At 53.7% G+C, this 15,166-nt stretch carries 10 protein-coding genes; 6 read left to right on the plus strand and 4 right to left on the minus strand.

Annotation, left to right across the window (positions count from 1 at the left end; genetic code table 11):
* Positions 1–7: 7 nt before the first annotated feature.
* On the plus strand, positions 8–862 hold the full coding sequence (locus tag ACFE33_RS09350) for an arginyltransferase (protein WP_380052623.1): 855 nt from the start codon (positions 8–10) through the stop codon (positions 860–862).
* A 92-nt stretch (positions 863–954) separates the two neighbouring features.
* Here the strand turns inward: ACFE33_RS09350 and ACFE33_RS09355 are convergent, their stop codons facing one another.
* The 3 genes from ACFE33_RS09355 to ACFE33_RS09365 form a co-directional block, all read right to left on the minus strand.
* Positions 955–3,333 carry a TRAP transporter large permease subunit gene (locus ACFE33_RS09355; RefSeq protein WP_380052625.1) on the minus strand — a complete coding sequence of 793 codons (2,379 nt, stop codon included), beginning with the start codon at positions 3,331–3,333 and terminating at the stop codon, positions 955–957.
* 17 nt (positions 3,334–3,350) lie between these two features.
* Positions 3,351–4,241, minus strand: coding sequence for a TRAP transporter small permease subunit (locus ACFE33_RS09360; RefSeq protein WP_380052627.1), 891 nt, complete (start codon positions 4,239–4,241; stop codon positions 3,351–3,353).
* A 114-nt stretch (positions 4,242–4,355) separates the two neighbouring features.
* Entirely contained in the window at positions 4,356–5,441 is a 1,086-nt protein-coding gene (locus tag ACFE33_RS09365) for a TRAP transporter substrate-binding protein (protein ID WP_380052629.1), read from the minus strand.
* Positions 5,442–5,700: 259 nt separating this feature from the next.
* On the opposite strand from ACFE33_RS09365, the gene ACFE33_RS09370 reads away from it, so the two are divergent.
* From ACFE33_RS09370 to ilvN, 5 genes are all read left to right on the plus strand, one after another.
* Positions 5,701–7,137 carry a cache domain-containing protein gene (locus ACFE33_RS09370; protein WP_380052631.1) on the plus strand — a complete coding sequence of 479 codons (1,437 nt, stop codon included), beginning with the start codon at positions 5,701–5,703 and terminating at the stop codon, positions 7,135–7,137.
* Positions 7,134–7,784: a response regulator gene (locus ACFE33_RS09375; RefSeq protein ID WP_380052633.1), complete on the plus strand. Its 651-nt coding sequence runs from the start codon at positions 7,134–7,136 to the stop codon at positions 7,782–7,784. Before ACFE33_RS09370 ends, ACFE33_RS09375 begins: the two co-directional genes overlap by 4 nt.
* Positions 7,785–7,856: 72 nt before the next feature.
* Positions 7,857–8,579 (plus strand): methyl-accepting chemotaxis protein, encoded by a 723-nt coding sequence (locus tag ACFE33_RS09380; RefSeq protein ID WP_380052635.1) that lies wholly within the window; start codon positions 7,857–7,859, stop codon positions 8,577–8,579.
* 288 nt (positions 8,580–8,867) lie between these two features.
* Positions 8,868–10,622: an acetolactate synthase 3 large subunit gene (locus ACFE33_RS09385; RefSeq protein WP_380052637.1), complete on the plus strand. Its 1,755-nt coding sequence runs from the start codon at positions 8,868–8,870 to the stop codon at positions 10,620–10,622.
* Between the two features lie 13 nt (positions 10,623–10,635).
* Positions 10,636–11,202 (plus strand): acetolactate synthase small subunit, encoded by a 567-nt coding sequence (gene ilvN, locus ACFE33_RS09390; RefSeq protein WP_380052639.1) that lies wholly within the window; start codon positions 10,636–10,638, stop codon positions 11,200–11,202.
* A gap of 144 nt (positions 11,203–11,346) precedes the next feature.
* Here ilvN and ACFE33_RS09395 read toward each other — a convergent pair whose 3' ends face one another.
* Positions 11,347–15,042, minus strand: coding sequence for a vitamin B12-dependent ribonucleotide reductase (locus ACFE33_RS09395; protein ID WP_380052641.1), 3,696 nt, complete (start codon positions 15,040–15,042; stop codon positions 11,347–11,349).
* Positions 15,043–15,166 lie beyond the last annotated feature (124 nt).

A 15,166-nucleotide genomic window follows, 5' to 3' on the forward strand; every position in this document is an offset into this window, starting at 1 on the left:
AGTGTATATGCGTCATAGCCTTCCGATAGCTCCGCAGTTCTATGTAACTGCGCCACAGCCCTGCCCCTATCTTGAGGATCGGCAGGAACGGAAGCTCTTTACTTCGCTCACGGGCGACCATGCACAATCCTTGAATGACGGCCTAAGTAAACAAGGGTTTCGACGCAGCCAGAACGTGCTCTATCGCCCCTCCTGTGCTGAGTGTTCGGCCTGTATGTCAGCACGTATTCGCGTGGCTGACTTCAAGCCAAGCAAAAGCCAGAAACGGGTAATCCGCAGGAACTCATACCTTGAGCGCGAGGCCCGTTCTCCTTGGGCGACCGAAGAACAGTTTAATCTTTTCAAAACCTATCTGGACGGACGCCACGCCGAGGGCGGCATGGCCGACATGGATGTGTTCGAATTCGCCGCCATGATAGAAGAAACCCCCATCCGCAGTCGCGTGATCGAATATACAACGCCCGACGATACGCCGAACGTTGACACGGGGCTGTCGGCTGTCTGCCTGACCGATGTTTTTGATGACGGCGTGTCGATGGTCTACTCGTTCTTTGATCCGGATTTGGCACACAACAGCTTGGGAACATACATTATTCTCGACCATATCGAGATCGCGCGCTCGGCTGGGTTACCCTATGTGTATTTAGGGTATTGGGTGCCGAATAGTCCGAAGATGGGGTATAAATCCCGCTTCTCGGCCCTTGAAGTTTTCACCAAAGGTGAATGGGTTCGCGTCGAAGATCCCGATGATTTTGACGCCAACGAAGTCCCCGCATTTACCGAACAATTGGCCGACCAAGTGGCGCAGTTGAACCTGCCAAGCCAGACAGTCGTATCCCCACCATTCAAAATCAAAGACTAGATTAGAGCGCCGTTGCCTAGCGTGTTACGCGCTGCGACAAGTGGTTCGCACATACAAAAAGGGCGCCTCAATCGGGCGCCCTTTTCTTTGGATTAGTTGCCGATCAGGTTCGGCACGATCGTCACAATCGACGGTACGAAGTAGAGCAACGAGAGCCCTGCCACCTGAATAAGCACGAACGGAACCACACCGCGATAGATGTGCCGCGTCGTGACCTCCTTGGGGGCCACCCCGCGAAGGTAGAACAGCGCGAATCCGAAGGGCGGCGTAAGGAAGCTCGTTTGCAGGTTCACCGCGATCATGATCGTTACCCACTTGGGATCCATCGTGCCGCCGTAGATAACGGGACCAACGATTGGAATAACGATATAAATGATCTCGAGGAAATCGAGCACGAACCCGAGGATAAAGAGCACCAGCATTACCAACAGGAACACTTTGAACTCATCGTCAAAGCTACGCAGGAACTGCTGGATATAGTGCTCACCACCGAAGGAAATCACCACGAGGTTCAGGATCTGACTCCCGATAAGGATGGTGAAGACCATGCTGGTGACCTTCGCGGTTTCGCGCACGATCGGAGGCAAGACCTTGTCCTTAAGAAGCACATAGCAAGAGAACAGCAAGCCGAACATCCCGAGTAGATACGCACCGAGCGCCACAAAGTATGCCACCCAATCCTCAAACGGAACGCTGTCGCGTGTGATCCGAAGGTCGAAGTTCACGCCGACGAGGATCATCACCACAATGGCAAATGCCGACATGAGGATGATCTTGCCTGGACCGCCTTGTTCCTGAAGACGACGGTAAGCCGCAAGCATAAGTGCACCACCTGCCCCAAGCGCCGCTGCCGGCGTCGGGTTGGTAATCCCGCCAAGGATCGAGCCAAGCACCGCAATGATCAGAACCAGTGGTGGGAACACAACGCGCAACAACTCGTTCCGCGAAAGCAGAACAAGCGCGTGCCGCATGCCATAAGCAACGATAACCGTTGGAATTGCCAGCAAGAGCGCCGCCGCACCAGACGAAGTTGTCGGCTGGATCAGAACGATATCGACGATCAACGCCAGTGCAACACCCGCACCACCGATCAAGAGTGGACGCGCATCCGCGTTCGGTGCCACACCGCGCGCAGTTGACAGAGCCAGACCCATCAGAAGGAAGAAGATCGCAACACCTGTACCAATCGGCGCAGCAGCGGCGATTTTATCGGAAAGTGCTACGGCCATTTCCTCTTCGGAAAGTGCGTGGCTTTGAACGACGCCGCCGGCCTCTTCGATGGCTGCTTGCTCACTTACAGCAAGGTCCCATTTCTCTTGGCCGTGCAGTTCGATCATCGCAGCCTGACAGGTTTCGCCAACATTGGTGCGAAGGCTCGCGCCCTCTCCTACGTCGGAATAGCTGTCTACGTTGATGTTCTGGCTGCCGATGACGTTTGCTTGGCTCAAAAGAACCATTCCGCCAATTGCGATAACCGGAATCGCGAGGAACCATGTCAGGTTATGACGCGCAGTGCCCTGAGATGGCGTACCGCCATCCAGTGTTACCGCAGGCGCTTTGCTTGGGTTCAAGAGTGCATATCCAAAGGCATATGCACCATAGAGAACCGCAAGCAATACACCCGGAAGGATCGCCGCCTGAAACAGAGTACCAACCGAAACAACGGCCGCTTCGCCAAGGTATGTCAACGCGTCAGTACAGCCAACTTCCATCGCGCGCGCTTCTTGGGCTGCGGAATAAAGATCACCCGCGAGCGTCCCCAAGAGAACAATAACGATAGAGGGAGGAATGATCTGTCCCAACGTCCCCGACGCGGCGATAACACCAGTCGCAAGCTCTGGCGAGTAACCGTTGCGCAGCATGGTCGGCAGGCTAAGAAGGCCCATCGTCACAACTGTCGCACCAACGATACCAGTCGAAGCCGCAAGGAATGCACCCACAACAACAACCGACACAGCCAGACCACCGGGAAGCGGGCCAAACACGCGGGCCATTGTTGTCAGAAGGTCATTCGCGATTTTGGAGCGCTCAAGCGTGATCCCCATCAGGACGAACATCAAAACTGCCAGAAGCGTTTCAATAGATTGCCCAGCAAAGACACGCTCATTCATGCGGTTTACAATGAACGAAAGGTTCCGGTTCATCGCCACTTCCCAACCGCCGCCCACGAGCGGGTTTGTCTCGCTCGGGAAGAGCGGAAGCTCGACCGTCGGCAAATCGGGATATCGGAATTTTGAGATTGTATCGGGATGTAGACCGGTATTCACCAACGCGCGATAGGCGTCAGAACTCGTATCCACAGCCGCGTGCATAAGGATGCCCGCGCTGTCCAGTGCCGCAATGATCCCGAATGAGATCACACCTGCGCCACCGATGGCGAATGCCACCGGAAAGCCCGAAAGAATGCCCGCAAAGAGGCTGAGGAAGACGATGATTAGGCCGACCTCGACGCCATCGAGTCCAAATAACATAAGTAGTGCCCCTTAGATTAGTGCGTGCCTTCGTAGGCTTCTTCACCCTCGCCCAGCGTATCGCGGTCGAGATATTTCCCTTCGCTATCTTCGCCTTCTTTGCGCTCAAGATAGGAGCGATAGAAGAAGCCGACAGCTTGTAGGAAAACGAGTGCAGTGAACGCCACTACTAGCAATTTAAACAAGAAATAGCCGTTAAACCCATTTGGTGAGAAACCGATGGTTTCGACGTTCCATTTGAGGATACGGGCCTTTTTCTCGAGCAGTTCAAGCTTGTCCGTTGCGGAAATCTTGGGCGTCACAAGGTGGCGCCACATAAAGAACCACGCATAGAGCCAAACCAACACGGCCACAGGCATCATAAAGAAGAGAGAGCCGAACATATCAATCGCACGTTGCGTGCGGAACTTGACGGCGGAATAGACCAGATCAACGCGCACGTGGCCGCCTTGAACAAAGGTATAAGAGGCACAAAGCGCAACGACCAACGCGTTGTAGAACTTCAGTTCTTCGGACCACCAACTGATGTCTTTGGCAACCGCTGGGCCGAACCCGAAGGTAATCTGGGACTGGGTGAATATCCGTTGAACAAAGACAATGATGACTTGCTGAAGGACCATCAACAGGCCTGCCCAAGCAAAGAAGCGACCGATCCCATTGGAAATTCCCTCAATCACGCGGACACATCCCCACATGAATTGGTTTTTCCAAAGGCCAATCGCCGTCAGCACGACAAATGCCGCAAGCACAACAAAGAAAAACTCAACCGATGCACCATAGTAGATGAACCGCATCAAAGCTGTCTTGTCGGACCAGTCGAGCCACAACTGGGGATGCGTTACCGCATAACCAAAGTTGTAGAACGCCATAAAGAAGTTCTTAAAGAACCAGACAATGCCATCAAGCATCGAAGTCCCCCTGTTCTTTTGTAAGTTTCGCGCACTGCTCTTGCGCGTATAGAGTACGTATTGGGCCTTCTGTGGTGTCACAGAAGGCCCAACCGATGGTGTATCTACAGTTTATTATGCACCAAGAACGCGGTTGCGTTGGTTCACGTAGTAACCGTCAGACTGCTGGATCCATGCAGATGTGGACGCCAAGGATGCTTCAAAGCTTTCGCGTACTTTTGCGAAGAGCGGATCATCCATGTTTTCGTCCATGACTTCTTTAGAAGCCGCACCAAAGCTATCCCAAACATCATCAGAGAACTGAAGAGTCTTAACGCCTTGCGAACGAAGACGCGCAAGTGCTGCACCGTTGTTCGAGAGCGCTTCACTAAGGTTGTAGTGCGTTGTTGCCTGAGCAGCATGCGCAATGATCGATTGGTGCGCAGGGCTTAGGGAGTTGTAAACATCAAGGTTCATACCCGCAGCAAGACCGGAGCCCGGCTCGTGGAAGCCCGCAGTGTAGTAAACTTTGGCAACTTCTTGGAAGCCAGCACGCTCGTCTGCGAATGGACCAACCCACTCAAGGCCGTCAAGAGCACCAGAAGACAGCGCTTGATAAAGCTCGCCGCCTGGGATGTTCTGAACGGATGCACCAAGCTTACCGAGAACTTTACCGCCAAGGCCCGGCATACGGAACTTGAGGCCGTTGAGGTCTTGGGCGGAGTTGATTTCCTGACGGAACCAACCACCGGATTGCGAACCGGAGTTACCAGCAAGGAACGACTTGAGGTTGAAGATCTCACCCAACTCGTTGTGAAGCTCGTGACCACCACCATGGAGGTACCAGTTTGTAAGCTCCTGAGCAGTTGCACCGAATGGAACAGCTGTAAAGTAAGCGTAAGCTGGGTGTTGGCCCAGATAGTAGTAGTCAGCAGAGTGATACAAGTCAGCCTGACCAGAAGAAACAGCGTCAAACACTTCGAGTGCGCCTACGAGTTCGCCCGGCGCTTTTTTCTCGATTGTGAGCTGTCCGTCGGACATTGTGTTCACAGCGTTTTCAAAATAGCTCGCAGCATCGTCAAGCACAGCAAAGCCGCGTGGCCATGATGTAACCATTGTCAAAACGCGTTTGCCTTGGCTAAGTGCAGGCGTTGCGAGTGATGCAGCCGCAGCAGCAGAGCCACCAAGTGCCGATGTCCGTAGGAATGAACGGCGATCCATAAGGTCTCCTCCCCTATTGTTCAGTTTTTGATCCCGACTCGTGGCCGAAATTTGGTTTCTAGTTCCGACAACCTACGGAATTTGTTCGGCGGCGCAAATACCCACTCCTACGTATTTTTGATATCGGGGCCGTATTTATTTACCAATTTTGTCAAATTTTCCCTCAATACGGATATAGAACAGGGTTTGACGCGCCCGCGCTGGCACTTCATCTTGTCACAAGCGAGATGACTCGCACGGATTTCAGGGCACAGGTTACTTGCGGAAACTTCCCAAAATATACTGGACACAATGGGCAAAGCGTATTCACTTTGGATACGGGCACAAGCTGTCTTTGCTGGCAACGCTCCCGCTTATTCTTGCGACTGCGGCGATTGCGGCGGTCGTTACAGTACAGTCACGCTCACTGGCCGAGTATGAGATTGCCCAGCTTGAACGCGAGTTGATCGATGCCAAAAAAACCGAGCTCAAGAATTACGTGAACCTCGCGCGATCTGCATTCTTTTCAATCTATGGCCGCGCCGCGCCTGATGATTATCAGGCCAAGCTCCGCGTCACCCAAATCCTTGCGGCAATGACGTATGGCGATGACGGGAGCTTTTTTGTTTTCGATTATGACGGCAACAATCTTGTGTCACCACGCCAAACCTATCTGATCGGCGAGAACTGGGCGGGGCTTGAGGATGTCAACGGAACGCCCATCGTGGATGAACTGATCACTATTGCCCGAAGCGGTGCTGGGTATCACACCTATCTGTGGGAGAAACCCTCGACGGGGGAAACGGGCCCGCTCGTGACGTATGTTATTGGGCTCCAGAATTGGCGTTGGGCCGTGGGCACAGGAGTCTTTATCGACGATGTGCTCGCCACCACCGCCGAAGCGCGCGCGCAGGTTGAGAAACGTGTACACCAAACATTTGTTTATATTCTCGCCATCACGGTTGCCGCTCTGATGTTGGTGTTCATGTCGGGCATTACACTGAATGTGCGGGAACGACGCCTCGCCGACGCCAAGCTCAAACGCCTTACACAGCGGGTTTTTGACACGCAGGAAGAAGAGCGCGGACGTGTGGCGCGCGAACTTCACGACTCCATCAGCCAGATCCTCGTTGGTGTCCGCTACGCTCTCGAACTGACGCGCCGCCGCCTACAATCTGGCCGCGAGGACGCAGGGGATAGTTTGGACACAGGCATTTCCCATCTGAACGGCGCCATCCAAGAAGTCAGACGCATCAGCCACGACCTTAGACCGGGTGTGCTGGACGATCTGGGCTTGGGACCTGCCCTTCAAGCGCTGATTAAGGATTTCAGCGCCCGCACCGGCATCCAGACCGATATCGAGACCGCAGTTTTCCGCAACCGACTAGATCAGGAAAGCAAGATCGCGCTCTATCGTATCGCGCAAGAGGCCTTGACCAATATCGAGAGGCACTCGGGCGCAACTCATGTTAAGATCAGCGTGGGCGGCCATAAATACGGCGCGACCATGACAATATCGGACAACGGTCACGGAATGTCGGACGATGCAAGAGATCGCGTAAAGAACGGTATCGGATTGCGAAACATGCAGGAACGCATAGATCAACTTGACGGCACATTCAGAATGCGATCCACCCCATCAGGCACGCGCATAGAAGTGCACGTCCCGCTCAGCCATCTCCTGAGCCCCGAAACGCCAGCAAGAGAAACAACATGACACAGCCCACCCCCACCAAGGTTCTCATTGTAGACGACCATCCAATGGTCGCCGCAGGGATTCAATCCATCCTCGAAACCTATGATGATATTTCGGTCGTGGGGTGCCTTAGCAATGGCAAAGAAGCTATTGATAAGACAGGAGAATTAGACCCTGATGTTATCCTTCTGGATCTAAACATGCCCAAGATCGACGGGCTTGCGGCCACGGAAATCTTGCTCGAAAAACACCCCGATATTCGCATCCTGATTTTGTCGATGCATGACACGCCCGAGTATATTTCAACGGCGCTCTCAGCGGGTGCCAAAGGGTATATCCTCAAGGACGTCCCCACCGAAGAAATCAAGGCCGCCATTGATACCGTCATGACAGGAGCACAGTATCTCTGTCCCGGGGCGAGCTCCTCAATCGAGCCCAAGACCGCCGACGGACGTATTCCCCTCACAAGCCGCGAACAAACTATCCTACTCGAACTGGCTCAGGGTCGAAGTAACAAAGAAGTTGCGCTCGTTCTGGATATTTCCGTCAGGACGGTCGAAACGCACCGCAAAAATATCAAGAGAAAACTTGGGATTAGCTCGACTGCGGGCCTTACACGCTACGCGCTTGAGCATGGTGTGCTTCAGGGGACAGGCGTGCATTTCTAGATATGCGTTAAGCGAGCCTTCATTTCCTTGACATATGGTGCCCTAAATCACGCGCATCAAAAGGCCATCCATATGTCTCTGCAATTCTCCGCGACTTCCACCTCTTCCCCCGTAGATGGGCAAAAAGCGCCGACAAGTGATCGCGCGCTGCTTGATCAAATCACATTAACGCGCGTCAATGGCCTGCAGCTTTGTCAGCGCGCAATGGCGATTGTCGCCGCCCCAGAGAGTGACGACCGCGCCCAAGCGATCAAGGAATTCCACACCTATCGCGATCGATACCAAGCAACTCTCGATATGCTCTATGGGAACGCGAACCCACTTGACCTCTCCAAGGAAAAGCTCGCGTGGCTTCGCCAGAACGCCGCAAACAACGACGCACAGCGCAAACGGCTCTTGGCCTGTGGCGAAACAATCTCTCGCTTTGCGGAGCGCCTTTCCAATGACAATCCGCCCAAATTTCATGAAGCGAAACAGTTCTACAATGAGGTATTCCCCACCTCATTTGACTGCACCAGCCACCTTATCGACGTACTCTCTGCTGATCTCGACGCGCAAAAAGGCGATCTCGACAGTGCGCGCCAAACACTTGCCGCCGCTGTGAACGACATTCGCAAGATTTCAACTTCGGTCCGCCTCACGGCACTCAACGCCTCTGTCGAAGCTGCACGCGCAGGTGAAGCGGGCCGTGGCTTTTCCGTGATTGCAGGAGAGGTCAAAACACTCGCCGAAAATATTCAGAAGGCAACGAATAGCGCGGAAAGTGTGATTAGTACCCTCGCAAACTCGAGTTAGACGCGAAAATTCCAAAAACTGGTCCCTTTTGGTAATTATACGCAAGATTTCCAGCCCTGAACGACACTTTTACTGGATTTTCGGTGTTGACGCCTCTTTTCTGCGTGATAATGTCTCCGGACACGCAAAGGAGCCTCGGCAATGTTTTCTGTTGTCATTCTAGTCAGAAGTTCGCGCATGGGCCGGTAACGGTAAACCATATTGGAACCCATGCGCCCTCGGAACTTTCCGAGGGCTTTTTTGTAGCAAAAACAAGGGCGTGCTAAGCACGAAATATCGGAGAGAGACATGACACGGCAGATGACCGGCGCAGAAATGATTGTTCAAGCCCTCAAGGATCAGGGCGTTGACACCGTCTTTGGCTATCCTGGTGGTGCTGTCCTTCCTATTTATGACGCAATTTTTCAGCAAAACGACGTGCGCCATATTCTTGTGCGCCACGAACAAGGTGCCGTTCACGCCGCCGAAGGATACGCGCGCAGCACCGGCAAACCGGGCGTTGTTCTGGTAACTTCTGGCCCCGGCGCGACAAATGCAGTAACGGGCCTGACTGATGCGTTATTGGATTCCATCCCGTTGATCGTTCTGACTGGGCAGGTTCCAACATTCATGATCGGGACCGATGGTTTCCAAGAGGCCGATACGGTTGGCATCACGCGCCCCTGCACGAAACATAACTGGCTGGTGAAAGACACTGATCAGCTGGCCAATACGCTGCACCAAGCGTTTCACGTTGCAACTTCTGGTCGCCCCGGACCGACGTTGGTCGACATTCCCAAGGACGTTCAGTTTGCCACAGGTACATATACCCCACCGCAAAAGGCCAAAGTTGACCATTACCAACCTAAGCTGAAGGGCGACACAGAAGCCATCACCGCGATGGTTGAACTGCTCGAAACAGCGGAGCGTCCGGTATTCTATACTGGCGGCGGCGTTATCAACTCTGGTCCTGCCGCGAGCCAACTGCTTCGTGAGTGGGCGGATGCTGCGAATATTCCGGTTACTTCCACTCTCATGGGCTTGGGTGCCTACCCCGCATCAGGCAAAAACTGGCTTGGAATGTTGGGGATGCACGGGCTGTACGAAGCGAATATGGCCATGCACGGCTGCGACGTTATGGTAAATATCGGCGCGCGTTTTGATGACCGGATTACGGGACGTATCAAATCGTTCAGCCCCAAGAGCGCGAAGGTTCATATCGACATTGATCCAAGCTCGATCAACAAGGTCATTCACGTAGATGTGCCCATATTGGGTGACATCGGCCATGTTCTTGAGGATGCACTCAAAATCTGGAAAGCCCGCGGACGCAAAACAAACGCGGCGGCACTCAAGAAATGGTGGACGACAATCGACCAGTGGCGCGACAAACGTTGCCTTTCCTACAAGCAATCCAAGACGACGATCAAACCGCAATATGCGCTCCAACGTCTTGAAGAGCTTACGAAAAAATATGATCGCTATGTCACAACCGAGGTTGGACAACATCAGATGTGGGCCGCGCAGTTTCTTGGATTCGAAGACCCGAACCGCTGGATGACTTCTGGTGGATTGGGAACCATGGGGTATGGCCTTCCGGCGTCCGTTGGCGTTCAGGTTGCACATCCTGAGAGCCTTGTGATCAACGTTGCCGGCGAAGCGAGCTGGCTCATGAACATGCAGGAAATGGGTACCGCCGCGCAATACCGCCTGCCCGTAAAGCAGTTCATTCTTAACAACGAGCGTTTGGGAATGGTGCGCCAATGGCAAGAATTGCTACACGGCGAACGCTACAGCCATTCATGGAGCGAGAGCCTGCCTGATTTCGTAAAGCTCGCCGAAGCATTCGGAGCCAAGGGCATTATTTGCTCTGACCCTGCGGATTTGGACGATGCGATCATGGAAATGATCAACTATGACGGCCCAGTGATCTTTGATTGTCTGGTCGAAAAGCATGAGAACTGTTTCCCCATGATCCCGTCAGGCGCAGCGCATAACGAGATGCTTATGGGCGATGCGAGCACCGAAGATGCGATTGGCGACTCCGGCGCCGTACTGGTTTAAGAAAGGTCGATAAATGTCTGTTCTAAAAATTAAAAAAGGCACATCCAAGCATTCGGCCTACGACCTCAAGGACCCGAATGCCGATGTGGTTGAATCCCACACGCTTGCCTGTGTTGTTGATAACGAAGCGGGTGTTTTGGCACGGGTCATTGGCCTGTTTTCGGGACGCGGGTACAACATCGACAGCTTGACGGTCGCTGAAGTTAACCACGAAAATCACCGCTCGCGCATTACGATCGTGACTTCGGGAACACCGCAGGTCATCGAGCAAATAAAGGCGCAACTTGGCCGTATTGTTCCCGTTTACCGCGTGCATGACCTTACGGTCGAAGGCGCAAGCGTTGAACGTGAACTTGCGCTCTTCAAGGTCTCTGGAAACGGTGAAAAGCGCGTCGAGGCGCTCCGTTTGGCCGACATTTTCCGCGCAAATGTGGTGGATAGCACCCTCAACAGTTTCATTTTTGAGATGACGGGCACGAGCGAGAAGATCGATGCTTTCGCCGACTTGATGCGTCCGCTTGGTCTTGTGGAAACTGCGCGTACAGGTGTTGCGGCCCTTGGGCGCGGCGCCGAGAAGTAGAAATAAAAAGGGGAGCCCAAAAGGCTCCCCAGTTTCGCGTGTCAGGCTCATCATTCGTACCGCCCGGTATTCTGCCTGCGGCCTGATCTGCGTCTGGGGCGAGCGCACCCGCCCCGGAACTCGCCGACCCGAAGGTCGGAATTCTTAGCTACACCCTGACGTTCCGCCGCAAGTGTTGCATTTCATGCATGTGCCGTTGCGAACCAATGTGTAGTTGCCGCAATCGCCGCATGGATCACCCTCATAGCCCTGCATTTTCGCCTTGGAACGTGCGTCCATTTGGCCAGAAGCACTTCCCACAACCGTGGTTGTCATCGCAGTCGCTGCTGTGGACTGGGAAATTTCTGGAACGAGTGTCTGAAGCGTCGCCATTGGATCTTGAGCATCGGCAAGCGCCATCGCCCCTGCGCCACCCTGAAGTACCACAAGTTCCTGTGGTACGCGCTTGCGCAGGTAACCGGTTGAACTGATTTGTTTCAACACTTCCAATGACTTGGAGGCCGCTTCATCGCTTACATTCTGAACGTTTGCAACGCCTTCTTCTTCGCCACGACCGATATCGTCAAAGCTAGCGCCCTCTGGTTTCACATGCGCAAGGTCGGTGCGATCCAGATAGGAAATCGCCAACTCGCGGAAGATATAATCCAGAATGGAGGTCGCGCTCTTCACGCTGTCGTTCCCTTGAACCATACCGGCGGGTTCGAACTTGGTGAATGTGAATGCGTCGACGAACTCTTCAAGTGGCACACCATATTGAAGCCCAACCGATACCGCGATGGCAAAGTTGTTCATCATCGCGCGGAAGCCAGCCCCCTCTTTGTGCATATCGATGAAGATTTCACCGAGATTACCATCCTCATACTCACCCGTCCGCAGGTAGACTTTGTGCCCGCCAACGTTTGCCTTTTGGGTGTAACCCTTGCGGCGCTGAGGCATTTTCTCACGGTGGGATTTGATGATCTCTTTAACGACGATCTTCTCTACGATTTTCTCGGCCAGAACGGTCGCTTTTTCTTGTGCGGAACCGCTTTCGAGAACCTCTTGCGCGTCTTCGTCATCCTCGACAAGCGACGCCGCCAGAGGTTGCGAAAGCTTAGAGCCATCACGATAGAGCGCGTTGGCCTTGATCCCAAGCGACCAGCTCAGCTCATAGGCCTTTTGGCAATCCTCGATGGTTGCGTCATTTGCCATGTTGATAGTCTTGGAAATCGCACCCGAGATGAAGCTCTGAGCCGCGGCCATCATGTAGATGTGGCTATCAACACTTAGGAAACGCTTACCTTTTTTGCCGCATGGGTTGGCGCAATCAAAGATCGAGTAGTGTTCTTCCTTTAGGTGCGGCGCCCCTTCGAGGGTCATGGTTCCGCAGACGTGATCATTAGCGGCCTCAACGTCGGCTTTGCTAAATCCAAGATGACGGAGAAGGTCAAAATTCGGATCATTCAGCTTCTCGGCCGGAATACCGAGTGTCCCGGTGCAGAACTCCTCGCCCAGTGTCCATTGGTTGAACACGAAGCGAATGTCGAACGCGCTTGGCAACGCGGCTTCGATCTTATCGATCTCGTTTTGGCCAAAACCATGACCAACGAGCGAGGTGTGGTTGATCGCAGGTGCGTTGCCAATGCTGGCGTGTCCTACCGCATAGCTTACGATTTCTTCGATTTGCGAAGAGGTATAACCCTGTTTTTCCAGCGCTGCAGGTACGGAGCGGTTGATGATCTTGAAGTAACCGCCGCCCGCAAGCTTCTTGAACTTCACGAGCGCAAAGTCTGGTTCGATCCCTGTGGTATCGCAGTCCATAACGAGGCCAATCGTGCCCGTCGGCGCGATAACCGAAACCTGCGCGTTGCGGTAACCATGCTTCTCGCCCAGCTCAAGCGCCTCGTCCCATGAGGATTTCGCCAGCTCAACCAAACGCTGATCGGGGCAATTCGCGTGATCCAAAGCGAGCGGCTTGATATCCAGCGCTTCATATCCGGTTGTTTTGCCATGCGCGGCGGTGCGGTGGTTGCGAATGACGCGCAGCATGTGCTTTGCGTTCTTTTCGTATTTCGCAAATGCGCCAAGCTCACTCGCGATCTCTGCCGAAGTTGCATAAGCCACACCCGTCATGATCGCCGTCAAAGCACCCGCGAGCGCGCGGCCCTCATCCGAGTCATAACCATAGCCCATGTTCATCAGAAGACCACCGATGTTCGCATAGCCAAGACCCAGCGTGCGGAAGTCATAGGAACGTTGCGCGATCTCTTTTGACGGGAACTGCGCCATTGTGACTGAAATTTCGAGCGTCAATGTCCAGAGGCGTGTGGCGTGCATGTAATCTTCGGCTTGGAATTCGTCGTCCTTGAGGAAGGTCAACAAATTCATCGAAGCGAGGTTACAGGCCGTATCATCAAGGAACATATACTCGGAGCATGGGTTCGAGCCACGAATGGCGCCATCTTCCGGACAGGTATGCCAAGCGTTAACCGTGTCGTGGTACTGAATGCCTGGATCAGCACAGGCCCATGCGGCGTGGCCAACTTTTTCCCACAAATCGCGCGCCTTGATAGTTTTTGAAACGCGGCCATCGGTACGGTTTAGCAAATGCCAATCGGCGTCTTCTTCTACGGCCTTCAAAAACGCATCTGTTACACGGATTGAGTTGTTGGAGTTCTGACCGGATACAGAGTTATAGGCCTCGGAGTCCCAGTCAGTATCATATGTCGGGAACTCAATGCTGTCGTATCCCTGGCGCGCATAGTCAAGCACGCGCTTCACATAAGACTCTGGAATTGCAACCTTTTTCGCAGCACGAACAGCTTGCTTCAGGCCCACGTTTTTCTTGGGCTCATACGCATCCTGAACGGCTCCATCCCAAAGCTTGATCGCCTCAAAAATCGCGTTCAGTTTCTCTTCGTGCATTTTGGAGCCAGCAACGATTGACGCCACTTTTTGCTCTTCTAGAACCTTCCAGTCGATGAATTCTTCGATATCAGGATGGTCGGCATCTACGATCACCATTTTCGCAGCGCGGCGTGTTGTGCCGCCTGATTTGATCGCACCCGCAGCGCGGTCGCCGATCTTGAGGAAGCCCATAAGACCAGAGGAGTTACCGCCCCCGCTCAGTTTCTCACCAGCGGCGCGGAGTGAGCTGAAGTTGGTTCCTGTCCCGGATCCGTATTTGAATAGACGCGCCTCACGCACCCAAAGGTCCATGATGCCGCCGTCACCCACAAGATCATCGCCAACCGACTGGATAAAGCACGCGTGTGGCTGTGGGTGCTCATATGCGGAGCTCGATAGAGTTAGCTTGCCTGTTTTATAGTCTACGTAGTGGTGCCCTTGGCCCGGACCGTCGATCCCATAAGCCCAGTGAAGGCCAGTGTTAAACCACTGTGGGGAATTTGGTGCAGCACGTTGGCTCGCGAGCATATGGCGCATCTCGTCATAGTATGCGCGTGCGTCGCTTTCGGAGGTGAAGTAGCCCCCTTTCCAGCCCCAGTACGCCCATGCACCAGCAAGACGGTCAAACACCTGCTTGGCGCTGATCTCGCCGCCTGTGCGGGCCGATTCTGGGAGGGCTTCGAGGGCTTTGTCGTCTGGAACCGAGCGCCAGAGGAATTCTGGAACGTCTTTTTCTTTAACCTTCTTCAGAGCCGCAGGCACGCCAGCCTTCCGAAAGTATTTCTGGGCGATCACATCACTTGCGACTTGGCTCCACTTTGCTGGAACTTCTACGTCATCAAGACGAAACACAATGGTACCGTCCGGATTGCGGATTTCCGAGGCAGTCTCGGTGAACTCGATGTCCGCATATGCATCTTTTCCGGATTTGGTAAACTTGCGTTCTATCTTCATCGTTTTGCCCCGTGCCTAACCCATTTGGTCATTTGAATAACTGGTCCGAATCTCGCGAGTCGGTCTTCAGCGTGTAAACTCGTGCCAGTCGGTGACGAAAGCTAAAGAAAACCCGTCCCTTGAG

Origin of the sequence: Falsihalocynthiibacter sp. SS001, from assembly GCF_042445055.1 — a bacterium.
GTDB lineage: Bacteria > Pseudomonadota > Alphaproteobacteria > Rhodobacterales > Rhodobacteraceae > Falsihalocynthiibacter.

Bases quoted from the DNA above. Each gene is read 5' to 3' on its own strand.
- ACFE33_RS09350 (WP_380052623.1), top strand. From the start codon at position 8: ATGCGTCATAGCCTTCCGATAGCTCCGCAGTTCTATGTAACTGCGCCA.
- ACFE33_RS09355 (WP_380052625.1), bottom strand. From the start codon at position 3,333: ATGTTATTTGGACTCGATGGCGTCGAGGTCGGCCTAATCATCGTCTTC.
- ACFE33_RS09360 (WP_380052627.1), bottom strand. From the start codon at position 4,241: ATGCTTGATGGCATTGTCTGGTTCTTTAAGAACTTCTTTATGGCGTTC.
- ACFE33_RS09365 (WP_380052629.1), bottom strand. From the start codon at position 5,441: ATGGATCGCCGTTCATTCCTACGGACATCGGCACTTGGTGGCTCTGCT.
- ACFE33_RS09375 (WP_380052633.1), top strand. From the start codon at position 7,134: ATGACACAGCCCACCCCCACCAAGGTTCTCATTGTAGACGACCATCCA.
- ACFE33_RS09380 (WP_380052635.1), top strand. From the start codon at position 7,857: ATGTCTCTGCAATTCTCCGCGACTTCCACCTCTTCCCCCGTAGATGGG.
- ACFE33_RS09385 (WP_380052637.1), top strand. From the start codon at position 8,868: ATGACACGGCAGATGACCGGCGCAGAAATGATTGTTCAAGCCCTCAAG.
- ilvN (WP_380052639.1), top strand. From the start codon at position 10,636: ATGTCTGTTCTAAAAATTAAAAAAGGCACATCCAAGCATTCGGCCTAC.
- ACFE33_RS09395 (WP_380052641.1), bottom strand. From the start codon at position 15,042: ATGAAGATAGAACGCAAGTTTACCAAATCCGGAAAAGATGCATATGCG.